This window comes from Polaromonas sp. (genome assembly GCF_012927455.1).
GTDB lineage: Bacteria > Pseudomonadota > Gammaproteobacteria > Burkholderiales > Burkholderiaceae_C > Polaromonas.
Genome location: NZ_JABBPE010000002.1, coordinates 735,105 through 761,961, shown reverse-complemented (window position 1 = coordinate 761,961; position 26,857 = coordinate 735,105). Strand labels below are relative to the sequence as shown.

Here is a 26,857-nt window from a genome sequence, read left to right as displayed (position 1 = left end):
TGGTATTTTTAGAAGGAGCGAACGGTGAGCGGCACCGATGCGACGGTCAAAGGCGTCATCTGCACCGGCTTGTAGGCCAGGCGGTTGCCTTCGCTGTACCACAGGGTGTGCTTGTGCCAGTCGGTGTCGTTGCGGCCGTTCGGATGTTCGGGCGTGTCGGAGTACTCGTCCACCGAATGCGCGCCACGGCTTTCATGGCGGGCAGCGGCGGAAACGATGGTGGCCTCGGCCGCTTCGATCAGGTTTTCAACTTCCAGCGCCTCGATGCGCGCGGTGTTGAAAATCTTCGACTTGTCTTTGAGGCCAATGGTGTTGACGCGCTTGCGCAGTTCAGCGATTTTGCTCGCGCCCGCATCCATGGTGGCCTGGGTGCGGAATACGCCGGCGTGCTGTTGCATCGTCGCGCGGATGTCATTGGCCACGTCCTGCGCGTACTCGCCATCGGCCGCGTTGTCAAGGCGGGCAATACGTGCCAGCGCCTTGTCTGCGGCGTCAAGCGGCAGCGGCTTGTGCACCGTGCTTGGGTTGAATTCAACAATGTGGTTGCCGGCAGCGCGGCCGAACACCAGCAGGTCGAGCAGCGAATTGGTGCCTAGCCGATTGGCGCCGTGCACGCTGACGCAGGAGCATTCGCCCACCGCGTACAGGCCCTTGACGACTTCGCTCTGGTTGGCGGCGTTCTGCGTCACCACCTGGCCGTGGATATTGGTCGGGATGCCGCCCATCTGGTAATGAATGGTGGGCACCACGGGAATCGGTTCCTTGGTGATGTCGACGTTGGCAAAGTTGTGGCCAATCTCGAACACTGAAGGCAGGCGCTTCATGATGGTATCGACGCCCAGATGGGTCATGTCCAGATTGATGTAATCCTTGTTGGGGCCGCAACCGCGGCCTTCCTTGATTTCCTGGTCCATGCAGCGCGACACGTAGTCGCGTGGCGACAGGTCTTTATAGGCCGGTGCATAACGCTCCATGAAACGCTCGCCGTCGCTGTTGCGCAAAATTGCGCCCTCGCCGCGGCAGCCTTCGGTCAGCAGCACGCCGGCGCCGGCCACGCCGGTCGGGTGAAACTGCCAGAACTCCATGTCTTCCAGCGGAATGCCGGCGCGCGCAGCCATGCCCAAACCGTCGCCGGTGTTGATGAATGCATTGGTCGATGCCGCAAAAATGCGGCCGGCGCCGCCAGTCGCCAGCAGCGTGGTCTTGGCCTCGAAAATATGCAGGTCACCGGTTTCCATTTCCAGCGCGGTCACGCCCACCACGTCGCCGTCGGCGTCGCGAATCAGGTCCATGGCCAGCCACTCGACGAAGAAATTGGTTTTCTCCTTCACGTTTTGCTGGTACAGCGTGTGCAGCATGGCGTGACCGGTGCGGTCGGCGGCGGCGCAGGCGCGCTGCACCGGTTTTTCGCCGTAGTTGGCGGTGTGGCCGCCAAACGGACGCTGGTAAATCGTGCCGTCCGGGTTACGGTCAAACGGCATGCCCATGTGTTCCAGGTCGTACACCACCTTGGGAGCTTCGCGGCACATGTACTCGATTGCGTCCTGGTCGCCAAGCCAGTCGGAACCCTTGACGGTGTCGTAAAAATGGTAGTGCCAGTTGTCCTCGGACATATTGCCCAGGGAAGCGCCAATGCCGCCTTGCGCTGCCACGGTGTGCGAACGTGTCGGAAACACTTTGGAGAGGACGGCCACATTCAGGCCGGCGCGGGCCAGTTGCAGCGAGGCGCGCATGCCGGAGCCGCCAGCACCGACAATGACGACGTCAAATTTGCGCTTGGGAAGTTTGGAAGTAGCAGTCATGTTTCTTTCAGTCTCGGTAGTCGGATGCGGCCCGGGTAAGCAAGAGGGCCGGGGCGGGGTTTTAGAGGCGCCACAGCACCTGTATGCCCCAGCCCGCGCAAGCCAGCAGCCAGACCATGGTGAAAACCTGCAGGGCCAGGCGTGAACCAACCGGCTTGATGTAGTCCATCCAGATGTCGCGCATGCCGACCCACACGTGGTAGGCCAGCGCGATGATGATGGTGAAGGTCAGCACTTTCATCCACTGCGAGGAGAAGATGCCGGCCCACTTGTCGTAGCCGATAGGTCCCTTGCTGAAAATGACCTGGGCCAGCAGCAGCAGGGTGAAGAGGGCCATCAGGGCCGCGGTGATGCGCTGGGCCAGCCAGTCGCGCACGCCGTAGTGAGCGCCGACAACGATGCGCTTGGAGCCGTAATTGACAGACATGCTTGCTTTCCTTGAATTAGTAAAGACCAAACAGCTTGGCGCCTAGCACCAGCGTCAAGCCAATGCTCACGGCCAGCGTGAAAATAGCTGACGACTTGCCGAATTCCTTGCTGACGGCTGCGTGGTTGGTGTCCATCACCAGATGCCGAAGGCCGGCAATCGCATGGTGCAGGTAGGCCCAGATCAGCGCCAGCGCGGCCAGCTTCCAAAGCACGCCGGGCAGGCCCAGCATGCCGACGTTGAAGGCGGACTTGAATCTGGCAAAGGAAATTTCAGAGGAAACCGAGGCGTCAAACATCCAGAGGATGAAGGGCAGCAGGATAAACATGATGGCCCCACTGACGCGGTGGAGGATGGAGACGATGCCTGCAAGCGGGAGGCGGTAAGCGGGGAGGTCGGTGAAGGCGTTGATGTTGCGGAACTCAGGCCGCTTGGGACGCTGTGGGGTGGCCAGCTCTGTCATTTTTTTGGGCTTTCTTGGATGTAACTGGGTGCTAACCGGGGATGCGGTTGACCTCCAAAACGTTCTAATTCTATTGCAATGCAGCAAAACCAATTGCAAAGGGGCCGTGCTGCGCTGCTTAACTAATGGCTTTAACTGAGTTTGTTACTGTAGTAGTGGCCGTCGGTGCGGTACAGGCCGCGTCGCAGCTCCATAGGCATGTCGTTGTAGGTGTAGGCAATGCGCTCCACGCTGAGCAGCGGCTCGCCCACCGTCACGCCCAGCAGTTCGGCAGAAGCTACGTCAGCGGCTACCGCCCGGATTTTTTCTTCGGCGCGCACCATGCGCACACCAAACTCGGTTTCAAACAGGGCGTACATCGGGCCGCGATGCGTTGCCAGCCGCTCTGCGGTCAGGCCTTTGAAGGGGCCGCCCGGTAGCCAGACATCTTCAAGAATGGTAGGCGCGCCTTGAAAAGCCAGCACGCGGCGCAACTGCAGCACGGCGTCGCCCGTGCGCAGCGCCAGCGGCCGGGCAATGTCGGCGGTGGCGCGCAGGCGCTTGCAGTTGATGATCTGGCGCTCGGCCGGGCCTTCGCTTTGCAGGTCGCCGCTGTCAGGCATCAGCCGCAAAAAACGGTATTGCACATGTTGCTCGGCATGGGTCGCGACAAAGGTGCCTTTGCCTTGGCGGCGCACTACCAGGTTTTCGGCAGCGAGTTCGTCAATCGCCTTGCGCACGGTGCCCTGGCTGACGCGAAAGCGCGCGGCCAGTTCCATCTCGCTGGGAATCGGATCGCCCGGTTTCCACTCTCCGGCCTGCAGACTTTGCAAAATCAATACCTTGATTTGCTGGTACAGCGGACTGAATGCCGGGGTAGCACTGGCGCCGCTGGCCACGGCAACCGGGCCCGCTTCGCTGGCGTTGCTGGCTGGGTCAGGGGGTGATAAAAATGTGGTTGCCATAAGAACAGCAGTTGAACAACAGGTAAAGGGTCGGCTTGGTGTGGCGGTGTGACGCGCTCAGGGTACTGGTACTGGACCGGGCCGACGCCAAGACGCAATCATATCTTATATAAGACATAAGACAAATTGACGGTCAGTCATTTTCAAGCGTAAAATCATGGGCTAAGCCAAATGCAAGGCCAGCCCGATTTTGGAGTATTTTCGGATTATTCGATGCTGGTTCAGCGCCTTCCGAAAGTTTTGACAAACGCCAGGTCGACGTCAAGCCTCTCACCTCGCGCCCCTTTTTTCAACTGATTTTTAACTTTCCTGGAGTCCTTCAATCATGAGCAAAAAACCCGTCCGTGTTGCCGTCACCGGTGCAGCTGGCCAAATTGGTTACGCCTTGCTGTTCCGCATTGCTTCTGGCGAAATGCTTGGCAAAGATCAGCCGGTGATCTTGCAGTTGCTGGAAGTGCCGGTCGAAGGCCCGCAAAAAGCCCTCAAGGGCGTGATGATGGAACTCGACGATTGCGCTTTCCCGCTGCTGGTCGGCATGGAGGCGCACAGCGATCCGATGACCGCCTTCAAGGATGTGGACTACGCGCTGTTGGTTGGTTCACGTCCGCGCGGACCTGGCATGGAACGCGCCGAGTTGCTGGCCGTCAATGGCGCCATCTTCACGGCCCAGGGCAAGGCGCTTAACGCCGTCGCCAGCCGCGACGTGCGCGTGCTGGTGGTTGGCAACCCGGCCAACACCAATGCCTACATCGCCATGAAAAGCGCGCCGGATCTGCCACGCAGGAACTTCACCGCCATGTTGCGGCTTGACCATAACCGCGCCGCCAGCCAGATCGCCGCCAAAACCGGCAAGCCTGTCGCCGACATCGAGAAACTCACGGTTTGGGGCAACCACTCGCCGACGATGTACGCCGACTACCGCTTTGCCACCATCGAGGGCGAGAGCGTGGCCAAGATGATTAACGACCAGGAATGGAACGCCAACACCTTCTTGCCAACCGTCGGCAAGCGCGGCGCAGCCATCATCGAGGCACGCGGCCTGTCTTCCGCCGCGTCGGCTGCCAACGCGGCGATCGACCACATGCGGGACTGGGCTTTGGGCACCGATGGCAAGTGGGTCACCATGGGCATTCCGTCGGATGGCCAGTACGGCATTCCGAAGGACACGATGTTTGGTTTCCCCGTCACCTGCAAAGGCGGCGAATACCAGCTGGTCGAGGGTCTTGCCATTGACGCGTTTAGCCAGGAACGCATCAACAAGACCCTGAAAGAGCTGCAGGACGAGCAAGCCGGCGTCGCCCACCTGCTCTGAGGCAAAAGGAAACGTCGTGCGCCGCGCCGGGCCGCCCCAAGCAAGCACAGCCTCCTCGGGAGGCCGCGCATTACACGAAGTGAATAGCGTGGGGGCAACCGAATTCCGCGCCGGGCCGCCCCAAGCAAACACAGCTCTTTTGGGCGGCGGCGCAGCGCATGCAGCGACCATCGCGGGAGCCAGGCACCCCCGCCAAATACTTCTCGGCGCTCAGGCCGCAATGGCGGTTTTACCGGTTTGCGACCACTACAGCGGCATTGAGGCGCGCATGCGCAAAAGTCTGCAGTTGCAGGCCGACATGATGGAAGAGTTCGGCGCCTGCGTTTTTGACGTGACGCTGGACTGCGAGGACGGCGCGCCCGTGGGCGGCGAGGCCGAGCATGCGGCAATGGTGGTGGCGCTGGCCTTGCTGGCCCGTGAACAGGCCCGCGTGGCGGTGCGCGTGCACGCGGTGGACCATCCGTCTTTTGAGGCGGATATGGACGTGATCGCCGGAAGGCTGTCGCGCCAGCTCTCGCACATCATGATTCCCAAGGTGGAGTCGGTAGCTGACGTGATCCGGGCCGAGCAGGCCTTGAAAGCGGCCTCGGCTGACGATTTACCGCTGCATGTGCTGATCGAATCGCCCGCCGCCGTGCATCACGCCTTCGAGATCGCGGCGCACCCGCGGGTGCAGTCGCTCAGTTTTGGCTTGATGGATTTCGTGTCGGCCCACGGCGGCGCGATTCCGGCCGCCGGCATGAGCAGCCAGGGCCAGTTCAGCCATCCGCTGGTGGTGCGCGCCAAGCTGGAGATCGCTTCGGCCTGCCACGCCCACGGAAAAGTGCCGTCGCACTGCGTGGTCACCGAGTTCAATGACCCCGAAGCGATGAAAACAGCCGCACGCCATGCCGCCCGAAAAATGGGCTACACCCGCATGTGGAGCATTCATCCGAACCAGATCCGGCCCATCCTGGAGGCCTTTGCCCCGACCGAGGGCGAAATCGAAGATGCTACAAAAATAATAGCTAGTGCCGCCCGTGCTGATTGGGCTCCCACTAGTTTTGATGGTAAATTGCACGACCGTGCAAGCTACCGCTACTTCTGGCAGGTACTTGAACGCGCTCACCAGACCGGCCGCGCGTTACCCGCCGAGGTGCAGGTTTTTTTTCAGCCAGCGCTGCCTTGAGGCTTCCTGAGCCCTTGAGCCTTCAGCGCTAAACATTCCATCCAACCATTCGAAGGCCCTATGAAAACCACTCTTACTGCAACCTTGGCAGCCACTCTGGCTGCCGTCGTTTTATTGGCACCCGGCTTCGCTGCGGCCCAAACCAGCGCCGGCAGCGACGCTAAACCCGCTGCGAAAAGTGCCAAACCGGCGGCCAAGGTCGCCAAAAAGAAACCTGCCGTTAATGCCAATCGAACCAACCTGAAGACCGCTGCCAAGAACGTGGCCGCCGGCATTGAGGCCGCCGAGGACGCACGCACCCCTGACGAGCTGGCGATTGCCGAGCGTGTGCATGTGGGCAAACTGCCGTGCGAACTCGGTGCCTCGGTGACCCTGACGCCAGATGAGAAGCAAGCCGGTTACTTCGACGTACAGGGAAAGAACTTCAAGTACCGCATGTTCCCGGTTGCCACCACCACCGGCGCGATTCGACTGGAAGACCAGAAGGCTGGCGCGGTATGGCTGCAGCTGGCGAACAAATCCATGCTGATGAACCAGAAGCAGGGCATTCGCCTGGCCGATGAGTGCATGAGCCCTGCGCAGGTGGCCATGGCCGAGAACATGAAGACCAACCCGCCCGCCAGCGTGCTGGATGCGCCCAAGCCGGCCGACGGCAAAGACGCTCCGGCCAAGTAAGCAGTCAAGCGACGCTTTTCCGGTCTCGGCACTGGAGCGCGAACGCCAGCCCAATCAGTTTTTATACGATTTTGCATTCAGGAGAAAGCCGCATGTCATCCGAGTTCTTGTCAAGCTACCGCAACCATGTCGCCGAACGCGCGGTATTGGGTATTCCACCGTTGCCGCTGTCGGCCAGACAGACCGGCGAGCTCATCGAGCTGCTGAAAAACCCGCCCCAAGGCGAGGAGTCATTTCTGCTGGACCTGATCACGCACCGCGTGCCGGCCGGTGTTGACGACGCGGCCAAGGTCAAGGCCAGTTACCTTGCCGCGGTGGCGCACGGTCCGGAGAAATGCGCGCTGATCTCGCGCGAAAAGGCCACGCAGCTGCTGGGCACCATGCTGGGCGGCTACAACATCGGCCCGATGATCGAGCTGCTGGGCGATGCCGAAGACAGCGTTGCCACGCAGGCTGCCAGCGGCCTGAAAAACACGCTGCTGATGTTTGACCAGTTCCATGACGTCCAGGAAAAAGCCGAAAAAGGCAACAAATACGCCAAAGCCGTGCTGCAAAGCTGGGCCGATGCCGAATGGTTCACCAGCCGCCCCGAAGTGCCGCCATCCATCCTTTTGACCGTGTTCAAGGTAGCCGGCGAAATCAACACCGACGATCTGTCGCCCGCACCCGACGCCTGGAGCCGCCCCGATATTCCGCTGCACGCGCTGGCCATGCACAAGAACGCCCGCCCTGGCGTTACCCCTGAGGAAGACGGCAAACGCGGCCCGGTCAAATTCATTGACGAACTCAAGGCCAAAGGCCACCTGGTGGCCTATGTCGGCGACGTGGTGGGTACCGGTTCTTCGCGCAAGTCCGCCACTAACTCGGTGCTGTGGTTTACCGGTCAAGACATTCCTTTCGTGCCGAACAAGCGCTTTGGCGGCGTCTGTCTGGGCAGCAAGATCGCGCCGATTTTCTACAACACCATGGAAGACTCGGGCGCGCTGCCGATCGAACTCGACGTGAGCCAGATGGCCATGGGCGATGTGATTGAACTGCGTCCCTACGAAGGCAAGGCATTCAAAGACGGCTTGTGTGTTGCCGAGTTCAAGCTCAAAAGCGAGGTGCTGTTTGACGAAGTGCGCGCCGGCGGCCGCATTCCGCTGATCGTCGGCCGGGGCCTGACCGCCAAGGCGCGCTGGGCGCTGGGCCTGCCGGTGTCTACGCTGTTCCGGTTGCCGCAAAACCCGGTTGACACCCTCCGCGGCTTCACGCTGGCGCAAAAAATGGTCGGCCGCGCGGTTGGTCTGCCCGAAGGCCAGGGCGTGCGCCCCGGTACCTATTGCGAACCCAAAATGACCTCGGTCGGCTCGCAGGACACCACCGGACCGATGACGCGCGACGAGCTGAAAGACCTCGCCTGCCTGGGCTTTTCCGCCGACCTGGTGATGCAATCGTTTTGCCACACGGCTGCTTACCCGAAGCCGGTTGACGTAAAAATGCACCACGAGCTCCCCGATTTCATGAGCACGCGCGGTGGCATTCCGCTGCGTCCGGGCGACGGCATCATCCACAGCTGGCTGAATCGCATGCTGCTGCCCGACACCGTCGGCACCGGTGGCGACAGCCACACGCGTTTTCCCATCGGCATCAGCTTTCCGGCCGGCTCCGGCCTGGTGGCTTTTGGCGCCGCCACCGGCGTGATGCCACTGGACATGCCCGAGAGTGTGCTGGTGCGTTTCAAGGGTGCGCTGCAGCCCGGCGTCACCTTGCGCGACCTGGTGAGCGCCATTCCGCTGTACGCCATCAAGGCCGGCTTGCTGACGGTTGCCAAGCAGGGCAAGGTCAATATTTTCTCGGGCCGCATTCTTGAAATCGAAGGCCTGCCTGACCTCAAGGTAGAGCAGGCGTTTGAACTGAGCGACTCGTCGGCCGAGCGTTCTGCCGGCGGCTGCACGGTACACCTGAACAAAGAACCCATCATCGAGTACATCACCAGCAACATCACGATGCTGAAGTGGATGATTGCGACGGGCTACTCGGACGTGCGTACCATAACGCGCCGCATCGCCGCGATGGAGGCCTGGCTGGCCGACCCGCAGCTGCTCAAGGCCGACGCCGATGCCGAATACGCCGCCGTGATCGAGATCGACCTGGCCGAGATCCATGAGCCCATCGTGGCCTGCCCGAACGACCCCGATGACGTGAAGACGCTCAGCGATGTCGCCGGCACCGTCATCGAAGAAGTCTTCATTGGCAGCTGCATGACCAACATCGGCCACTTCCGCGCCGCCTCCAAGCTGCTCGAAGGAAAGCGCGACATTCCGGTCAAGCTCTGGATGGCACCGCCGACCAAGATGGACGCCAAGCAGCTCAGCGAAGAAGGCCACTACGGCGTGCTGGGCTCAGCGGGCGCGCGTATGGAAATGCCGGGCTGCAGCCTGTGCATGGGCAATCAGGCGCAGGTGAAAGAGGGCGCCACGGTGTTCTCCACCTCGACGCGCAACTTCCCCAACCGCCTTGGTAAAAACTCCAATGTCTACCTGGGCTCGGCCGAACTGGCCGCCATCTGTTCCAAGCTCGGTCGCATCCCGACCAAGGCCGAATACATGGCCGACATGAAGGTTCTGACGGTAGCCAGCGAACAGGTTTATCAGTACCTGAACTTTGACCAGGTCAAGGATTACACGGACATGGCTGACACGGTGAAAGACGGCGTGGCTGTATAAGTTTGGTCTGATTCTAAAAAAGCGGCCTTTGGGCTGCTTTTTTATAAGCGCTATTTTTTTGATAGCTGCTAGCGCCCGTCCTGTATGGGCTGCAGCCATTTTTTATGCGTAAAGCCGGGCGCTGGACCAATGCCGGTTTAGGACGGTTTGGCCAAGCCCCGCCGTGACCGGATTTCCATGAATGTAGTGAATGATGACCTGCAGATGCCGTTCATCACGAATGTAGCGCTCCCAATATCGTTCATTCAAACAAGCGCGCCAGCAATGCCCCGTCGGCGGGCGCTTTCAGCGGAATCCACACGCGCAGCGGGTTGCCCGAGGCGACGCTGATTTCTTCACCCTCCAGATTTTTCATCTGCGTAACCTGCACGTGGCGGTTGCCACCCGGATGAATGACTTCCAGCGTGTCGCCAACCTGAAAGCGGTTTTTGGTTTCCACCTCGGCCCAGCCGTCCTGCGTGGCCATGACCTCGCCGACAAACTGGCTGCGCCGCATTTCCGAGCTGCCGCTTTCATAGTTCTGGTAATCCTGCGCTGGGCGGCGTTCCAGAAATCCGCTGGTGTAGCCGCGATTGGCCAGGCCTTCGAGTTCGGTGATTAACGCTGGGTTGAAGGGCCGGCCGGCCACGGCGTCGTCAATGGCGCGGCGATAGACCTGGGCGGTGCGCGAGACGTAGTAGCGGCTCTTGGTGCGGCCCTCGATTTTCAGCGAATCGACGCCGATTTTGACCAGCCGCTCCACATGCTCGACGGCACGCAAATCCTTGCTGTTCATGATGTAGGTGCCATGCTCATCTTCCATGATGGGCACGAGCTGGCCCGGGCGCTCTTTTTCCTCGAGCAAATAAACGCCGTCGGCCAGTGGATGGCGCGGGCTGCCGCCGCAGGCTGAAAACGACTCTTCCGCCGCTTGCTGCTCGCCGGAAAAGCTGAAGTCGCCCGTCAGCTTGATGGGCTGAACTTCGCCCGAATCGGTCTCGTCGGTGCCGGCCTGCGGTGTGTAGTTCCAGCGGCAGGCGTTGGTGCAGGTGCCCTGGTTGGAGTCGCGCCGGTTGAAGTAGCCCGACAGCAGGCAGCGACCCGAATACGCCATGCACAAGGCGCCATGCACAAACACTTCGATCTCCATGTCGGAGCATTCCTGGCGGATTTTTTCGATCTCGTCCAGGCTCAATTCGCGCGACAAAATAATGCGCGCCACGCCCATCGTTTGCCAGAACTTCACAGCCGCCCAATTCATGGTGTTGGCCTGCACCGACAGATGAATCGGCACCGCTGGCCACTTCTCGCGCACCATCATGATCAGCCCCGGGTCGGCCATGATCAGCGCATCGGGCTGCATCGCAATGATGGGTTCGATGTCGCGCAGGTAGGTGCGCACCTTATCGTTGTGCGGCAGCAAATTGCTGGTAACAAAAAACTTCTTGCCTCGAGCGTGCGCCTCCTCTATACCGGTCTGGATTTGCTCCAGCCGAAATTCGTTGTTACGCGCGCGCAAAGAATAGCGCGGCTGTCCGGCGTACACCGCGTCAGCGCCGAAGTCGTAGGCGGCACGCATCTTGTCGAGCGAGCCGGCGGGCAGGAGCAGTTCGGGGATCTTGAGCGTCATTCCCCCATTGTCCGCCTCGGGTGGCTGGCCAAGCTTTAGTGAAAAATCAGGCGGGCTGTCGCGCGAGAAAACTCGGTTTCAACAACGCCAGTTGGGCACATCAAGTTCAAGAAACGCGTACTTCCTTGTGCTCACCCAGTTCAGGCCGTTTGCCGGTGACGGCTGCCTTGGCCATTTTTGCCAGCTGCACCATCTTGCTTTCCTTCACGTCCCAGTACTCGGCGTGGCTGATACCGACTTCCAGCAGCGCCAGGTCAGGATCTGTGACACCCCCGGCGAACCATGGCTTGGCCATGGGAGACCAGAGCGCCTCCTTTTTGGCGGCGTCTTCGCTGATGCGCGCCTGGCCGGAGACAGAGACGTAGCGGTCATCGCCGGGATCGGTATACGAAACATTGACGTTGTTGTCTTGCTGCAGGGTTTGCACCAGTTCGCTTTTGCGTGAAATGAAGAAATACAGGGCTGCACCTTCGTCGATTGATTTGTTTTGCGTGGTCAGCGGAAAGCTGTGCAGCATGCCGTTGCCATGGCGGTGCGTCAGCATGCCGAATTTGATGTCCCTGATCAGCGCCCAAAGGGTTTGCTGGTCGGATGTTGTATTGCTCATGAGGACTCCTTTATGTTGGATGGTCAACGGTTAAGCGTAAAAGAGCGCGCCAGCTGCTGTCATCAGCCGCTGCCGTGGCTGGCTGTCAGTGCGCACCGACAGCCAGGCCCGTGTTGGTGGCTACCGCTCGCAACCCGAAAGGTTTGATAAAAAATCGCTGTAGCCCAATAGGCACGGGCGTAAGCTGCTATCGAAGACATAGCATGTCTTCAAGCTTGCGGGACCAGCGCCTGCAGTGCCTGGCGCGTGAAATCATCGGCAGAAAAAGGTCTATTCATGCCAGTTCCTGCAGCGCTACATGCTGGGGAGCTAAATATGCTGGTGGTGGTGCTGCTGATGACGCTGAGCGTGCCTGCCGGGGTCCTAGGCCTCAAAAACACGACCGCGCCGGGGCGCTCGCCGAACGTGTCGAGATGTTGCCTTTCTGCGCCAGCGCCAGTTGGCTTGGAAGGCGGTGCTGCCGCCCGGTGGCACAAGCCCGGGCCTGCCAACGCTTTCGCACCGGCCCATCGCCTGCCAGAATGGAGGCTGCTTGTTTAATAAAAGGAGTTCGCCATGACCCAGATGCCTGCCCCCGTGCGCCCAGGCAGCCACGCATTCGCAGCCACCCTCAAAACCTTCAAGATCACCCCGGGGAAAACGGGCAAGTTTTATTCCCTGCCCGAACTGGCCAAGCAGTTCCCCAGGATTTCCCGCCTGCCGGTTTCGCTGCGCATTGTGCTGGAGTCGGTGCTGCGCAACTGCGACGGCCAAAAAGTCACGGCGGCGCATGTCAGCGAGCTTGCCAACTGGCAAACTGGCGGCGTGCGTTCGCAGGAAATCCCGTTTGTCGTGTCGCGCGTGGTGCTGCAAGACTTTACCGGCGTGCCGCTGCTGGCCGACCTGGCCGCCATGCGCAGCGTTGCGGCGCGGCTGGGAAAGAACCCGGAATTGATCGAGCCGCTGGTGCCGGTCGACCTGGTGGTCGACCACTCCATCATGGTCGATCACTACGGCAAGAAAAACTCGCTGGACCTGAACATGAAGCTCGAATTTAAGCGCAACCAGGAGCGCTACGAATTCATGAAATGGGGCATGCAGGCCTTTGACACCTTTGGCGTGGTGCCGCCGGGCTTTGGCATCGTGCACCAGGTCAATCTTGAATATCTGGCGCGCGGTGTGCATCAAAACAAAGACGGCGTTTTTTACGCCGATTCATTGGTCGGTACCGACAGCCACACCACCATGATCAACGGCATTGGCGTGGTGGGCTGGGGCGTAGGCGGCATCGAGGCCGAGGCCGCCATGCTGGGCCAGCCGGTGTACTTCCTCACGCCCGACGTGGTCGGCATGGAGCTGAGCGGCCGGCTGCGCGAGGGCGTCACCGCCACCGACCTGGTGCTGCGCGTGACGGAAACCTTGAGACGTGAAAAAGTGGTGGGCAAGTTTGTCGAATTTTTTGGCGAAGGCACGCGCACCCTGGCGCTGCCTGACCGCGCCACCATTGGCAACATGGCGCCCGAATACGGCGCCACCATGGGATTCTTCCCGGTGGACGAAAAGACGATTGACTACTTCAAGGGCACTGGCCGCAGCACCGAAGAGATAGAAGCCTTTGAGGCTTATTTCAAGGCGCAGGGTCTGTTTGGCGTGGCCAGGGCCGGAGAGATCGATTACTCGCAGGTGGTCAGGCTGGACCTGGGCGATGTCACGCCCAGCCTGGCCGGCCCGAAGCGGCCGCAAGATCGCATCGAGCTGGGCCAGGTTGCACAACAGTTTGAATCGCTGTTTAGCAAGCCGATTGCAGAAAACGGTTTTAACCAGCCCGCTGCTATTTTGAAGACGCGCCATCTGGTAGGTCACAGCGTCGAAGGCCGGCCCGATGTCTTGCCCGCCGCGCCGCCCACCCCGGCGGGCGCGGCGCGCTCCGTGGTGGAAATGGAGGGGAATCGCCCGACGTTGGCGACGGCGCATGAACAGAGCGGCGAGGCAGCCAGCAGCCAGAGCCCGGCAACACAAGATGTAAAAGGTCTTACCGTCGGCAACGGCGACGTGCTGATAGCGGCGATCACCAGCTGCACCAATACCTCCAATCCCAGTGTGCTGTTGGCCGCCGGTCTGCTGGCCAAGAAGGCGGTGGAGGCTGGCCTGCGCGTGCAGCCGCACATCAAGACCTCGTTGGCGCCGGGCTCGCGCATCGTGACCGAATACCTCACGGCCACCGGCCTGCTGCCTTATCTGGAAAAACTCGGCTTTGCACTGGCTGGCTATGGCTGCACCACCTGCATCGGCAACTCCGGTGATTTGACGCCCGAGCTCAACGAAGCCATCAGCAATGCTGACTTGGTGTGCGCCGCCGTGCTGTCGGGTAACCGCAACTTCGAGGCGCGCATTCACCCCAACCTCAAGGCCAACTTTCTGGCCAGCCCGCCGCTGGTGGTGGCCTACGCAATTGCCGGCACCGTGTTGCGCGACCTGATGACCGAGCCGGTTGGCAAAGGCAAAGGCGGGAAGGATGTGTACCTGGGCGACATCTGGCCAAGCAGCGAGGAAATCCATGCCCTCATGAAGTACGCGATGAATGGCGAGGCTTTTCGCGCCAACTACGCCAAGGTCAAAACCGAGCCGGGCCAGCTCTGGGAAAAGATCAAGGGCGTGACCGGCACGGCTTACACCTGGCCGGCCAGCACCTATATTGCCGAGCCGCCGTTCTTCAAGGATTTCACCCTGGCCAGGGCCGAGGCCGGCAGCATCTCGGTGCAAAGCGCGCGCATCATGGCGCTGTTTGGCGACTCCATCACCACCGACCATATTTCGCCAGCCGGCGCCATCAAGGCGAGCTCACCGGCAGGCCTGTGGCTGCAGGCGCATGGCGTGCAGAAGGCAGACTTCAACAGCTATGGCGCGCGCCGCGGCAACCACGACGTGATGATGCGTGGCACTTTTGCCAATGTGCGCATCAAGAATCTGATGATCCCTGCCGACAAAGAGGGTTCGCGCGAAGAGGGCGGCGTGACTCTGTTCCACCCCGGCCATCGCACGCCAGACAGCGTGGTTCAGAAAATGCCGATCTACGACGCCGCCATGAAGTACATGGAAGAGGGCACGCCGACGGTGATTTTTGCCGGCGAGGAATACGGCACCGGCTCGTCGCGCGACTGGGCCGCCAAGGGCACCCAGCTGCTCGGCATCAAGGCCGTGGTGGCGCGCAGTTTTGAGCGCATTCACCGCAGCAACCTGGTTGGCATGGGGGTGCTGCCGTTGCAGTTCAAGCCGGGCGAATCGTGGCAGACCCTCAAGCTCAGGGGCTCGGAAATCATCGACGTGATTCCGCACCCCGAGTTGAAGCCGCAAAGCGAGGCGCAGCTTGTCATCACACGCGCCGACGGCTCGCGCCAGCAAGTCACGGTGATCCTGCGTGTCGACACGCCCATCGAGGTGGACTACTACCGCAATGGCGGCATCCTTCCTTTTGTGTTGCGGCAGTTGTTGGCTGCATGAGCGCGCAGACTATGTTTTCGTTGGATCATCGAGCGCCTTTACGGCGAAGGATGGTGGCGGTTTGTCCGGCGTGATCCAGCAGGCCTTGATTGCCGGCGGCGGCATAGGCGGGCTGGCGGCGGCGCTGGCTGCATCCCGCGCGGGCTGGGACGTGCGCCTGTTCGAGCAGGCGCCCGCCTTTGGCGAAGTCGGCGCGGGCATCCAGTTGGGCCCGAATGTCGTGCGGGTGCTGCACGGTTGGGGGCTGCAGGATGATTTGGCACGCATCGCGGCTTTTCCGCACCGCTTGCAGGTGCGCGACGCGGTCACGGGTGACGAACTTGGCGTGCTGCCGCTGGGCCAGCGGGCGTTGCAAAAATACGGCGCGCCCTACGCCACCATCCACCGCGCCGACTTGCACGGCCTGCTGCTGCAAGCCGTGCAAGCGCGTGATCACGTCCGGCTCAATCTGAACAGCGCGGTGGCCAGCTTTGCCGACAGCGAGCAGGCGGTCACCCTTCAAACCAGCGACGGCCTGGAGGTACAGGGCGATGCGCTGATCGGCGCCGACGGCCTGTGGAGCCGCGTGCGCGAGCAGTTGCTGGCCGACGGCCCGCCGCGCGTTACCGGCCACTTGGCCTACCGCGCGCTGCTGCCGCAGGCCAGCCTGCCCGAGCGCCTGCGCAGCCAGCAGGTGACGGCCTGGCTGGGCCCCAACTTGCACGTCGTGCAATACCCAGTGCGCGGCGGCGAATGGCTCAATGTGGTGGCCATCGTGCACGGCCAGCTCGATGGCGACTTGCAAAGCTGGGACCACGTCAGCAACGCCACCGATTTGCAGGCGGCGCTTCTGCACACCGCCTGGCCCCTGCGTGAGCTGGTCCAGGCAGTTGCCGATTGCGGTGGCGAGGCAGGTGCTGGCTGGGGCTTGTGGGCGCTGTGCGACCGCCCGCCCATGCGCGGCGCGCAGCAGCAGGCGCAGGGCCGCGTTGCCTTGCTCGGCGATGCCGCGCACCCGATGCGGCCTTATCTGGCGCAAGGCGCCGGCATGGCGATTGAAGACGCGGCCGAGCTGGGTTCGGCGCTGGCCCAGGCGCAAGACCAGGCCGTGGAAGTGCCGGCCCTGCTGCAGCGCTACGCTCAGCGCCGTTGGCAGCGCAATGCCCAGGTGCAGGCGCGCTCGCTGCGCAACGGCCAGATATTTCACGCCAGTGGCCCGTTGCGCTGGGCGCGCGATGCGTCGCTCAGGCTGCTGGGCGAGAAGCTACTTGATCTGCCCTGGCTTTATGGAAAAACGCCTACGGGTTTCTGATTTGCTATTAAAGTGATAGCTGTATGCGCCCGTTGTGTATGGGCTGTAGCTGTATTTGTCTCCGTTGTCGAGTTGACAGAAGGCTTAAGCCGACTTCGAAGAACCAGCGCCGCATCGCCCATCTCACGCGGCCAGCCCTGCCGAACACTATCGTTGCCTGCCGACTTGAAATCAGGCCAAGCCATTGCAACAACAAGCAACCGCAGACCAGCCATAAAAGCCAGTCAGCCACGCTGCTGATCGGCCCCGCATGTGAAGAAGGGCCGTGTCGGCTCCACCGCCTAAGACACCACATCCATCCTCAAAATGATGACCCGGCGTGTTGCTCTGGAGCCGCTGCCGGGCGTACGCGCAAATGTCGGGGATTAAAGCCCGTGGCTCGATTGAAGTTTTATTTGCTATTAAAAAGATAGCTGCTTGCGCATTTTCGACGGGCGCTGCGGCAGTAATTCTCTCCACCCAGCAGGCCCGACGCAATGCTCTGCTGTGCGGGCAATAAGCGCGCGCTAAGGATCGAGCGATTCGCGCACCGGCGGCATGTCGACGCGCGCAATACCCACACCCTGCGTTTCCACACGCACCCGCCCTTCCGCCGTTTTGACCGGAGGCGGCGCCAGCCCGGTGTGGAGCTGCATCACGGTCTTCACATAATTTTGGGTTTCGGGGTAGTTGGGAATTTTATTTCCGGCGCGCTGCACCGCGCCTTCGCCGGCGTTGTAGGCCGCCAGCGCCAGGTCCAGGCGGCCAGGAAACATTCTGATCAGGTCAGCCAGGTAGCGGGCACCCGCCTTGATGTTGATCCGGGGATCGGTCAGCTTTTTGGCAATCGTGCTGCCTTTGCTGGCGGTGACGCCGTAACGCTGCGCAGTTGGCGGGATCAGCTGCATCAGGCCCACCGCGCCTTTCGGTGATATGGCATTAGGGTTGAAGCCGGACTCCGTGGCAACCAGGGCCTTGAGCAGTGAATAGTCAATGCCGTGGGTTTTTGAGGCCTCGCGCAGCAAGGGGCTGACGGTCCGGTAATTTTCTGAGCGCGCAAACAAGCTCAGGAATCTGGGCGAAATCGCACCGATGCTGGACGTGTCGGCCGCAGCCACAGCAGGCTTGCCAGCTTCCGTGTCGTAGGCTTCCTCAGAAACCTGCTGGGCGGTGTCGGCCGCCCCGATGCGCCGGTATGGTTCCACTTCCTTGCTGTCGCGAAGCAGCAGCTCATAGCGTTCATCCAGGCGAGTGGACGAAAAATGCGGTATGCGCTCGGCGTCAATAAAAGCCCAGATGTCGGCCATTGCTCGCGGAGTGTGCAGAACCAGCAGGATGAACACTGCAATTGACACTGCCCAACCCGCCCCGCGCCCACCCGGCACTCGCCAAAGCCGCCGCGCGTCGGGCAGGGGGAGCAGGGTCTGATGGGAGTTCATGGAATGCTTGGAACATCGGTGGGTTTGGCCGATGCTAACTGCCAGCCCCGCTTTTGGGCTAGGCCGTGTTGCACTTTCCTTTAGCTGTTACGTCAGCCGGCGGCTTGGTAACGTTTGCAGCGCTTCTGTCGTCTGCCCTTTTTTGGCTAGATCAGCAGGCTGACCGCTACTCATACGCTATAAAAATAGTAGCAGCGTGCGCAGTATTGACATGGGTTGCGTCAATAAATTGACTTGCAAGGCGCCTTACGCGGTACATCAAATATTGTGGCAAATCAGGCACAACACACTGACGTCCTGCCGCAAAAAGACGTTCGACGCAGCCTCGGTTTTCGCATCGGGTGAGTCGGCATGGCAAGTACTGCAGCCGATCACGCGCTGGGGACCAAACAGCTTGGGTTCGCCCGGTTCAGGACTGCCGTTGTGGTTCAGGTCGAAGAACCAAACGCCATCGCCGCAATACGTCGGCTGCTTGAACTGCGCGCTGCGCGGCAGCGGCCGGCCGACCGGATGATGGCGCGGTCCAACGTTCGTCGTGAACGTGTCGGCATTAACCTCGGCGCCGCAATTTCCCGCAGCATTTGCCACGCTGGCCAAGCTCGACAGGCACCCAAGAAAAGCGACCAGTCGCAGTTGCATTCGCAGCCCTGACATTGCAGACTCCATTTCTTGATGGTATGCGTCATTTTAGGTACCGTCCAATTCCGCAGGCCGCATGGGTGCAAGCACGCTGCATTAAGCTGCGCATCATGGATTCTCTGACTCATATTGCGCTGGGTTCGGCTGTCGGTTTGGCCGTCATGGGCAGTCGCACCGCAGTGTGGAAGGCTGCGCTTTGGGGCGCGCTAGCTGGCACCCTGCCTGACCTGGACGCTTTCATTGACCACGGCGACGCGATCTTGAACATGACGCGCCACCGCGCTGAGAGCCACGCGCTGTTTTTCCTGACGTTGACTGCGCCGCCGCTGGCCTGGCTGGTGGCGCGCCTGCACGGCGAGGCAGCGCTGTTCAAGCGCTGGTGGCTCGCGCTCTGGCTGGCGCTCATCACGCATCCGCTGCTAGACGCCATGACGGTGTACGGCACGCAACTGCTGCAGCCCTTCAGCGACTATCCGTTTGGCGTGGGTAGCATTTTCATCATCGACCCGCTCTACACCGTGCCGCTGATCGTGGGCGTGGTGGCGGCGCTGCGGCTCAAGAGCAGCCGTGGCCTGCGCTGGAACGCGGCCGGCCTGCTGCTCACCACGCTGTACCTGGGCTGGAGCGCGGCGGCGCAGCAGCACGCCACAACCCTGGCGCGCAGCTCGCTTCAAACGCAAGGCATTGCCGCCAGTGCGCTGCTGGTCACACCCGCGCCGTTCAACACGCTGCTGTGGCGACTGGTGGCCACCACACCCACCCAATATTTCGAAGGCCACTATTCGCTGCTGGACGCGTCGCCGCGCATTCGCTGGACCGCCCATGACAAAGGCGCAGCGCTGATTACCCGGTATGGGCAGGAGCCCTCTGTTGCGCGCATCGCGGCGTTCAGCCACGGCTTTTTCCGCCTTTCTCAGTCCGCTGAACACCTGTTTGTCACCGACCTGCGCATGGGTCAGGAGCCTGACTACACCTTTCACTTCGATCTGGGCAGCAGCGCCGCCCGCGCCCCGCAAAGCCATGCGCCAACGCTGCAGAGCCAGCGCCCCGACCTGGCCACCGCGCTGCCCTGGCTGTGGCGGCGCATGTGGGGCGAGGCGCTGCCTTCGCCGGGCTAGGCGGCAAGCGCCGGTATTCATGCCAGGCGTCGCAAGGTTGCACAGTGTGCGGCTTTCGCCGAGGTAAAACACAAGAACTTGCTATTAAAAACATAGCGTCTTGCGCCCGTCATATATGGGCTAGGGCCCTATTTAACTCACAAAGCTGTACGCAGCTTCCAGATCTCCGGGAACAGCACCACGTCAAGCATCTTGCGCAGGTAACTGACGCCGCTTGTGCCGCCGGTGCCGCGCTTGAAGCCGATGACGCGCTCGACTGTGGTGACGTGGCGAAAGCGCCAGAGGCGGAAGGCGTCTTCCAGGTCGGTGAGTTCTTCGCCAAGCTGGTAGAGGTCAAAGTACTGTTGGGGGTCGCGGTATACCGTCAGCCAGACGGCTTCTACCGCGTCGCTTTCGACGTAGCCCTGAGTCCAGTCGCGCGTGGTGTGGCTGGAGGGTACCGGCAGGCCGCGCCTGGCCAGCAAGCGCAGCGCTTCGTCGTAGAGCGACGGCGCTTTATAGGCCGCCTGCACCTGCGCCAGCAGGTCAGGGCGGTGCGCGTGGGGCATCAGCATGGCGGCGTTCTTGTTGCCCAGCGCGAACTCGATGCAGCGGTACTGCGCGCTCTGAAAGCCGCTGGAGTTGCCGAGGTAAGGGCGTATCGCGCTGTATTCGGGTGGCGTCATGGTCGCCAGCACATCCCAGGCATGGACCAACTGCTCCATGATGCGGCTGACGCGGGCCAGCTTCTTGAAGGCATCGCCGAGCTCGTCGGCCGCCACGTTGGCAATGGCCGCGTGCAGCTCGTGCAGCATCAGCTTCATCCAGAGTTCGCTGGTCTGGTGCTGGATGATGAAAAGCATCTCGTCATGCGCGGGCGAAAGCGGCTTTTGCGCGCCCAGGATGGCGTCCAGCTGCAGATAGTCGCCGTAGCTCATGGAGCGGCTGAAGTCGAGCCGGGCTTTCTCGTCACGCACGATGTTTTCGGGTGAATGCGATTTCATGGCAATGCTTTTTGAAAAAGGCGTGCTGCCTGGCCGCCGGGCCGCCCCAAGGGCAGGCAGCCCCCTCGGGGGGCAGCGTAATACGTGCAGCGACAAGCGTGGGGGTTAATCATGTCAAGTCACCGCCTGCTTCTGGTTGAACTCGGGCTGCTGCCATTCGCTGGATTCCAGCACCTGCCTGAGCTGTTCCACGGCGTTCCACACGTCTTCAAAACCAATGTACAGCGGCGCGAAGCCAAAGCGCAGGATGTCTTCCTGCTTGCCGCCGTCGCCCGCGCGGAAGTCGCCAATCACGCCGCGCGCAATCAGCGCCTGCACGATGGCGTAGCCGCCATTGCTTCGAGTGAAACTGACTTGCGAGCCGCGTTGCGCGTGTTCGCGCGGCGTGACCAGGCCGAGGCCGTGGCCGGCGCAGCGCTGCTCTACCAGTTCTATAAACAGGTCGGTCAGCGCCAGCGATTTTCTGCGCAAGGCGGCCATTCCGCCCAGCGGCTGCGCTGCCAGCACGCTGTCTAGTCCGCATTCGAGCGCCGTCATGCTCAAGATGGGCTGGGTACCGCACAGGTAGCGCGCAATGCCTGCGGCGGGGCGGTAGTCGGGCGTGAAGTCGAACGGCGCGGCATGGCCCCACCAGCCGGCCAGCGGTTGCCAGAAACGGTTCGCGTGCTTCGGATGAGCCCAGACAAAGGCCGGCGCGCCGGGGCCGCCGTTGAGGTATTTGTAGCCGCAACCCACGGCGAAGTCGGCCTTGTCGCCGTGCAGGTCCACCGGCACGGCGCCGGCGCTGTGCGCCAGGTCCCAGACCGCGAGGGCGCCGGCCTGATGCGCCGCTTGGGTGACGGCGGCCATGTCGTGCATGGCGCCGCTGCGGTAGTTCACATGCGTCAGCATCAGCACGGCGACGTCAAAGCTCAAGGCTGTGCTGATGTCTTCAGCTTTCACCAGCAGCAGCTGCAGGCCGCGCGCTTGGCACAGCGCTTCGGCGATGTAGAGGTCGGTCGGGAAGTTGCTGCGCTCGCTGAGCACCTGCTTGCGTCCGGGCGCATCCTCAGCGGCGATATTGAGCGCCGCGCTCAGCACCTTGTAAAGATTGATCGAGGTACTGTCGGTGGCCACCACCTCGCCGGGCGCGGCACCCACCAGTTGCGCAATCTTGTCGCCCAGGCGCTGCGGCGCATCGATCCAGCCGGCGCTGTTCCAGGAGCGGATCAGGCCCTGGCCCCATTGCTGCGTTACCGCATCGGCGACGCGGGCAGCGGCGCTTTTGGGCAGCGCACCTAGCGAGTTGCCGTCCAGGTAAATTAGGCCTTCTGGCAGCACGAACTGCCCGTGCAGGGCGCGCAGCGGGTCTTGCGCGTCCAGTGCGCGGCAGTCTTGCAGGGAGATGGACATAGGCTGCAGCTTCCATGTTTCAAGAAAATTCGCGCAGGATGGCGCACTCATCGAAGTTCGCGCAGGATGGCGCGAACGGGCGAAGCATCGGCTCGCGTCAGCTTGAGCGGCAGCGCAATCAGCTCGTAGTCGCCTTCGGCCACGTCGTCAAGAACCAGGTTCTCCAGCACGCGGAGGCCGTGCGCCAGCAACTGCTGGTGGCTGGGCAGGCCCTGGCTGCTAACGCGGTCCACACTGGGCGTGTCAATACCGATAAGTGCTATGTTTTTAGTAGCTAGCAGCGCAAGCGTAGCGGGTGCTACAGCCGTAAATGATGCCCAGGACTGGCTGGCGCGGAGCGCCGTGCGCAGCAGCACGCGTGGCGGCAGGTCTGCCAGTGCATGCGCGATGTGCTCTGGCTCTACCTGCGGGCCGCAATCGATGCAGTGAATCACCCGGCACGGGCCCAGATAGGGCGCCAGCGCCAGCTCGCCGATGCTGGCCTGGCCGCTGCCATAGTGCAGCGGCGCATCGGCGTGCGCGCCGGTGTGCGGCGACAGCGTGATGCGGTTGACGTTGACCGGGCAGTCGGGCGAGAGCGAAAAGTGCAGTTGCTGCGAATAGGCCGTGTCGCCTGGAAAGACCTCGGCCTGCTCGTCAACCGCAGGCGAGATGTCCCAGATTTTCAGCACTCGGGCGGGGGCAGAGCGGGGGGCATTGGTAGCCATGGTGCAAAGGTAGCACTGCTGAAAATTCTGTGGTGTCGGTTATTTCCGACAATCCTAAAAATAGCTGAAACCTAAAGTTTTTTGGGGAAATCTATCCCTGGAGCCGGGCGGGAAGGGCAAGCGCTGCAGCAGTGGCTCGGGCAAAATCTATAAACCAGGCAGTGATGGACTGCTTCATCTACAACATTCATAGACAAAGGCACCCCATGAATTCAAACGACAAAGTGGCACTGGTCACCGGCGCAGGCACCGGAATTGGCCGGGAGGTTGCGCTGGCGCTGCTGGCGGGCGGCTACCGCGTGGTGCTGGCCGGGCGCCGCAGCGAGCCGCTGCTGGAGGTCGCGAAGGCGTCGGGCACCGACCGCGCCCTGGCGGTGGCCACTGATGTCAGCCGGCCCGAATCGGTCGCCGCACTGTTTGCCACTTGCAAGCAGACCTTCGGCCGCCTCGATGTGCTGTTCAACAATGCCGGGGTCAGCGGTATTGGGTCGAGTTTTGAAGACATCGGTTTTGAGCAATGGCAAAACATCGTCAACATCAACCTGACCGGATCGTTTCTGTGCGCACAGGGTGCTTTCAAACTGATGAAGGACCAGCTGCCGCAGGGTGGCCGCATCATCAACAACGGCTCGATTTCGGCCCACGCGCCACGGCCTAATTCAGCGCCCTACACCGCAACCAAGCACGCCATCACCGGGCTGACCAAATCCATCTCGCTCGATGGCCGCAAGTACAACATAGCCTGCGGGCAAATCGATATCGGCAATGCGATGACAGAGCTGTCGGCGCGCATGGCCAAGGGCGTGCCGCAGGCCAATGGCGAGATCGCCATCGAGCCCATGATGGACGCGCGTGAAGTGGCCGATGCGGTGGTGCACATGGCGGCACTGCCGCTGTCGACCAATATTCAGTTCATGACCATCATGGCGACCAAGATGCCGTTTGTGGGGCGGGGTTGACAATCCTTAGCCAAGCTTGCCGGGAACAATGAAAAAGTAAAAACAAACTATGTACCGAAGAAAACTGGTGCTCGCCTTCGTATGCCTTTGCGGGCTGATGCTGGTTCAGGCGGCGACCGCGTACTGGCTGGTGCGGACGGTGCAGCACCACGAGCTGCGCAGTCGGGTGGCCCACGATATGTTGACTCGCTATACCGATGTTTCTGCAGACAAACAGCGGCTCAAGGTCTGGTACGCGCAGCTGCTGTTAACCGGCAACGCGGCGCCAACGACGCGTGATCTTCTACTTGTCAGGCTTGGCACCAATATTCAAGCGCTGCGAAAACTGAGCGCCGTGCAAACCCGATTGCTGGGCGAAAGCAGGCTTCGACTTGCGGGTGTTGACAACACAGACACACTCGACGTGCTTGAAAAAAACTTTTCTAATTTTCAGCAACGCGTGGTGCAGGCCCAAACAGACCGAAAACCTGCAGATAACGAGCACATCTGGACTGAGATGCTGGGCATCTTCGATATGGCCGAAACCCGTGACGTGCGTGTTTTATTAACAGCAGCCATTAACCAGCAGTCAGGTATGAGTCAACAGGCAGACGCCGCCGCCGACGCAGTCGTCCAACGCAGCAACGTCGTGTTTGGGATCATGATTTTACTGAGCTGCGCGGCGGCCCTGGCGATGGCATGGCATTTTGTCAGACATCTCAAACAGCCACTGGATGATCTTTTGCTGGGGACACAACGGATCAAAAAAGAGCAGTCCGCCGGGATGCAACCCATCACTGTTCCCGAGCGCAGTCGAGATGAGTTCGGCCAGCTGGCGCAAAGCTTTAACACCATGGCACTCGAAATTCATCAGACCCGCCTCAGGGACAGGGCGGAAAATAGTCGGCTGGAAGCGGCGGTGAGCGAACGAACTGCCCAGCTTACCAATGCCAACGCGCAACTGCAAGCTGCTGCTGCCCGAAGGCGTCAGTTGTTTGCAGACCTGAGCCATGAGCTCCGCACGCCTGCCACCGCCATACTGGGAGAGGCTGAAATCGCCCTGCGTGGAATTGACAAGCCGGCCGCGGATTACCGGATCTCACTCGGCAATATTGCATCGACAACCCGTCAGTTGTCACAGCGCGTCAACGAGCTCTTGTTGCTTGCCAGCGAGCAATCGATGGCCGCTGACATAAAGCTCGATTTCGTGCCCTTCGCGCCCATCCTTGAGGAGGCTCTGGCACAAACTCGTTCACTCGCGCGAGGCAGTGGCGTAGTGATTGATGAAGTCAATGCTTCTATCCCTTTTGCTTCAATCATCGTGAAAATAGATGCCGCCAAATTGCTTCAAATTTTGATGGTCCTGTATGACAACGCTGTTCGCTACACCGGTATTGGCGGTGTGGTGTCCACTCAGATCGAGACCTCGGAGGATGGCGTGGATATTTTGATTCTTGATACGGGAATCGGGCTGGATAAAGGCGAGGTTGAAAACGTGTTCAAGCGCAATTTTCGCGGTGTGCAGGCCCGCAGAATGCGATCTGATGGGGCTGGCCTCGGGCTTGCGATTGCAAAAAATCTGGCCGACGCCTTGGGCATGTATATCAGTCTTGAAAACCGATCCGGCTCTGGCTGCCGCGCATGCGTTCGACTGTCAAGGAGTACCTAGCTTGCATATTCTAGTGATTGAAGACGACAGCCGCGTGGCGGATTTTTTGAGCAGAGGCTTGCGGGCGGAGCGTCACACGGTTCAATTGGCCAAGAACGGTATTGAAGGCCTGGCCTTGGCCAGGAGCAGTGAGTACAGCATTATTTTGCTTGACGTGATGCTGCCGGGGATTGACGGCATTGAACTGTGTCAGACACTGCGGGGCGAAAGACGCAACACGCCGGTCCTGATGCTAACGGCCTTGTCTACCGTCGAAAACCGCGTGTCAGGCCTGCGTTGCGGGGCTGACGACTACCTCACCAAGCCATTTGCCTTCGAGGAGCTGCTGGCACGCATCGACGCGTTGCACCGCAGGAGTGGTCAGTTGACCGAGGTGATCAGCCTGTTGACGGTCGGTGATCTGGTGTTCGACCGCGAAAAAATGCGGGTCGAGCGCGCTGGCCGATTTGTCAGCCTCACTGCCAGGGAGCTTGCAATGCTTGAATTGCTCATGCGTTACCCGGGCCGCCTGTACAGCCGTGAACGCATTCTTTCGAATGTGTGGGGGGTCAATGAAGACCCTCTTACCAATGTCGTTGATGTGTATGTCAGCCGCCTGCGTGCCAAGGTGGACTCCGGTCATGCTTTGCAGCTGATTAAAACGGTGCGCGGGTTGGGCTACAAAATTGATGCGGAAAGCTGATCCTGCATTTGCAGCATAGATTAAATAGCTTTCACTATCACTGCCGGGGTTTGTCATTTTCCGTTCATATAAGTGTCAGCTGCAGTTAATGCTGCAGTCATGGCAGGTTTCATATAGGTCGATTTAATTCAGGGTGTTGGTGGGGTGCAGAAAAAAGCAGCCTTTCAGCGCGATTAGAAAACCTGTACAAGTTTCACCTGAAAGATCGATACCATGAAAAAACACGTCATTGCTTTGTTCACACTCGTCGCAGCAACAAGTGCTTTTGCGCAGACCACGCAAACCTGCGCATCGGCAGATGAAAAGCAAATCGCAGGATTGTTTGACCGATGGAACGCTTCGCTCAAAACCTTGGATGCCAATCGAGTCGTGGCCAATTACGCGACAGATGCGGTATTGCTTGCAACTGTGCAAAACCAGCCGCGCCTGACACAGGAGGACCGGTTGAACTATTTCACCAAGTTCCTTAAGAGCGCGCCTGAAGGCACTATCAATTCACGCACTATTAAAGTCGGATGCAACACGGCCAGCGATGTTGGTACCTACACCTTCAAGATGAAAGATGGCAGCGAGGTTGCAGCGCGCTTTTCCTACATCTATTCTTATCAAAATGGTGGATGGCTGATTTCGCATCACCACTCATCTGCCATGCCGGAGAAAGTCTGAGCCGGCGCCAGCGGTCGAGTCGGACCCATTGCTCCTCGCGGTCATGGCGGTGATGAAATATAGTCCCGTCAGCGCTTGCCGCCGGTGATTTCGTCTATGCCTGCCAGTATTGAACAATACTGGATTGTTTTTGTAAATCTGGCTCTGGCCAAAATTCAT

The 26,857-nt window shown here is 60.8% G+C and carries 22 protein-coding genes; 11 read left to right on the top strand and 11 right to left on the bottom strand.

The window, feature by feature from the left end:
- Positions 1–8: 8 nt before the first annotated feature.
- The 4 genes from sdhA to HHJ18_RS04130 all read right to left on the bottom strand — a co-directional run bounded on the left by sdhA (position 9) and on the right by HHJ18_RS04130 (position 3,636).
- On the bottom strand, positions 9–1,802 hold the full coding sequence (sdhA, locus tag HHJ18_RS04145; protein WP_296911790.1) for a succinate dehydrogenase flavoprotein subunit: 1,794 nt from the start codon (positions 1,800–1,802) through the stop codon (positions 9–11).
- Between the two features lie 61 nt (positions 1,803–1,863).
- Positions 1,864–2,229 (bottom strand): succinate dehydrogenase, hydrophobic membrane anchor protein, encoded by a 366-nt coding sequence (gene sdhD, locus HHJ18_RS04140; RefSeq protein WP_296911788.1) that lies wholly within the window; start codon positions 2,227–2,229, stop codon positions 1,864–1,866.
- A gap of 16 nt (positions 2,230–2,245) precedes the next feature.
- Positions 2,246–2,692, bottom strand: coding sequence for a succinate dehydrogenase, cytochrome b556 subunit (sdhC, locus tag HHJ18_RS04135; RefSeq protein ID WP_296911786.1), 447 nt, complete (start codon positions 2,690–2,692; stop codon positions 2,246–2,248).
- A gap of 131 nt (positions 2,693–2,823) precedes the next feature.
- The gene (locus HHJ18_RS04130; RefSeq protein WP_296911784.1) at positions 2,824–3,636 is read right to left on the bottom strand and encodes a GntR family transcriptional regulator; all 813 of its coding nucleotides are present in this window, start codon (positions 3,634–3,636) and stop codon (positions 2,824–2,826) included.
- 325 nt (positions 3,637–3,961) lie between these two features.
- Between HHJ18_RS04130 and HHJ18_RS04125 the strand changes: the two genes are divergently transcribed.
- From HHJ18_RS04125 to HHJ18_RS04110, 4 genes are all read left to right on the top strand, one after another.
- On the top strand, positions 3,962–4,948 hold the full coding sequence (locus HHJ18_RS04125; RefSeq protein ID WP_296911782.1) for a malate dehydrogenase: 987 nt from the start codon (positions 3,962–3,964) through the stop codon (positions 4,946–4,948).
- 220 nt (positions 4,949–5,168) lie between these two features.
- Positions 5,169–6,116: a CoA ester lyase gene (locus HHJ18_RS04120; RefSeq protein ID WP_296911780.1), complete on the top strand. Its 948-nt coding sequence runs from the start codon at positions 5,169–5,171 to the stop codon at positions 6,114–6,116.
- Between the two features lie 60 nt (positions 6,117–6,176).
- Complete coding sequence (locus tag HHJ18_RS04115) at positions 6,177–6,791, top strand: hypothetical protein (protein ID WP_296911778.1); 615 nt, start codon at positions 6,177–6,179, stop codon at positions 6,789–6,791.
- A gap of 92 nt (positions 6,792–6,883) precedes the next feature.
- Positions 6,884–9,499, top strand: coding sequence for a bifunctional aconitate hydratase 2/2-methylisocitrate dehydratase (locus HHJ18_RS04110; RefSeq protein WP_296911775.1), 2,616 nt, complete (start codon positions 6,884–6,886; stop codon positions 9,497–9,499).
- Between the two features lie 241 nt (positions 9,500–9,740).
- Here HHJ18_RS04110 and yegQ read toward each other — a convergent pair whose 3' ends face one another.
- A complete protein-coding gene (gene yegQ, locus HHJ18_RS04105; RefSeq protein WP_296911773.1) occupies positions 9,741–11,108 on the bottom strand; it encodes a tRNA 5-hydroxyuridine modification protein YegQ in 1,368 nt (455 codons plus the stop codon).
- Positions 11,109–11,214: 106 nt separating this feature from the next.
- The gene (locus tag HHJ18_RS04100) at positions 11,215–11,715 is read right to left on the bottom strand and encodes a pyridoxamine 5'-phosphate oxidase family protein (RefSeq protein ID WP_296911771.1); all 501 of its coding nucleotides are present in this window, start codon (positions 11,713–11,715) and stop codon (positions 11,215–11,217) included.
- A 555-nt stretch (positions 11,716–12,270) separates the two neighbouring features.
- On the opposite strand from HHJ18_RS04100, the gene HHJ18_RS04095 reads away from it, so the two are divergent.
- On the top strand, positions 12,271–15,195 hold the full coding sequence (locus HHJ18_RS04095) for an aconitate hydratase (protein ID WP_296911769.1): 2,925 nt from the start codon (positions 12,271–12,273) through the stop codon (positions 15,193–15,195).
- 70 nt (positions 15,196–15,265) lie between these two features.
- On the top strand, positions 15,266–16,486 hold the full coding sequence (locus tag HHJ18_RS04090; protein ID WP_296911928.1) for an FAD-dependent monooxygenase: 1,221 nt from the start codon (positions 15,266–15,268) through the stop codon (positions 16,484–16,486).
- Positions 16,487–16,992: 506 nt separating this feature from the next.
- On the opposite strand, the gene HHJ18_RS04085 is transcribed toward HHJ18_RS04090, so the two are convergent.
- Positions 16,993–17,772 (bottom strand): lytic transglycosylase domain-containing protein, encoded by a 780-nt coding sequence (locus HHJ18_RS04085; RefSeq protein ID WP_296911767.1) that lies wholly within the window; start codon positions 17,770–17,772, stop codon positions 16,993–16,995.
- Positions 17,773–18,162: 390 nt separating this feature from the next.
- Entirely contained in the window at positions 18,163–18,558 is a 396-nt protein-coding gene (locus HHJ18_RS04080; RefSeq protein ID WP_296911765.1) for a hypothetical protein, read from the bottom strand.
- 95 nt (positions 18,559–18,653) lie between these two features.
- Between HHJ18_RS04080 and HHJ18_RS04075 the strand changes: the two genes are divergently transcribed.
- A complete protein-coding gene (locus HHJ18_RS04075) occupies positions 18,654–19,661 on the top strand; it encodes a metal-dependent hydrolase (protein WP_296911763.1) in 1,008 nt (335 codons plus the stop codon).
- Positions 19,662–19,798: 137 nt separating this feature from the next.
- Here HHJ18_RS04075 and kynA read toward each other — a convergent pair whose 3' ends face one another.
- The 3 genes from kynA to kynB all read right to left on the bottom strand — a co-directional run bounded on the left by kynA (position 19,799) and on the right by kynB (position 22,707).
- Positions 19,799–20,644 carry a tryptophan 2,3-dioxygenase gene (gene kynA, locus HHJ18_RS04070; RefSeq protein WP_296911761.1) on the bottom strand — a complete coding sequence of 282 codons (846 nt, stop codon included), beginning with the start codon at positions 20,642–20,644 and terminating at the stop codon, positions 19,799–19,801.
- A 114-nt stretch (positions 20,645–20,758) separates the two neighbouring features.
- Entirely contained in the window at positions 20,759–22,036 is a 1,278-nt protein-coding gene (gene kynU, locus HHJ18_RS04065) for a kynureninase (RefSeq protein ID WP_296911759.1), read from the bottom strand.
- Positions 22,037–22,083: 47 nt separating this feature from the next.
- Positions 22,084–22,707 (bottom strand): arylformamidase, encoded by a 624-nt coding sequence (kynB, locus tag HHJ18_RS04060; protein WP_296911926.1) that lies wholly within the window; start codon positions 22,705–22,707, stop codon positions 22,084–22,086.
- A gap of 242 nt (positions 22,708–22,949) precedes the next feature.
- Between kynB and HHJ18_RS04055 the strand changes: the two genes are divergently transcribed.
- The 4 genes from HHJ18_RS04055 to HHJ18_RS04040 all read left to right on the top strand — a co-directional run bounded on the left by HHJ18_RS04055 (position 22,950) and on the right by HHJ18_RS04040 (position 26,698).
- Positions 22,950–23,702 (top strand): SDR family oxidoreductase, encoded by a 753-nt coding sequence (locus HHJ18_RS04055; RefSeq protein ID WP_296911757.1) that lies wholly within the window; start codon positions 22,950–22,952, stop codon positions 23,700–23,702.
- Between the two features lie 49 nt (positions 23,703–23,751).
- The gene (locus tag HHJ18_RS04050) at positions 23,752–25,350 is read left to right on the top strand and encodes a HAMP domain-containing sensor histidine kinase (protein WP_296911755.1); all 1,599 of its coding nucleotides are present in this window, start codon (positions 23,752–23,754) and stop codon (positions 25,348–25,350) included.
- A gap of 1 nt (position 25,351) precedes the next feature.
- Positions 25,352–26,032 carry a response regulator transcription factor gene (locus HHJ18_RS04045; RefSeq protein WP_296911753.1) on the top strand — a complete coding sequence of 227 codons (681 nt, stop codon included), beginning with the start codon at positions 25,352–25,354 and terminating at the stop codon, positions 26,030–26,032.
- A 213-nt stretch (positions 26,033–26,245) separates the two neighbouring features.
- On the top strand, positions 26,246–26,698 hold the full coding sequence (locus HHJ18_RS04040; protein ID WP_296911750.1) for an SgcJ/EcaC family oxidoreductase: 453 nt from the start codon (positions 26,246–26,248) through the stop codon (positions 26,696–26,698).
- The last annotated feature ends 159 nt before the right edge of the window (positions 26,699–26,857 follow it).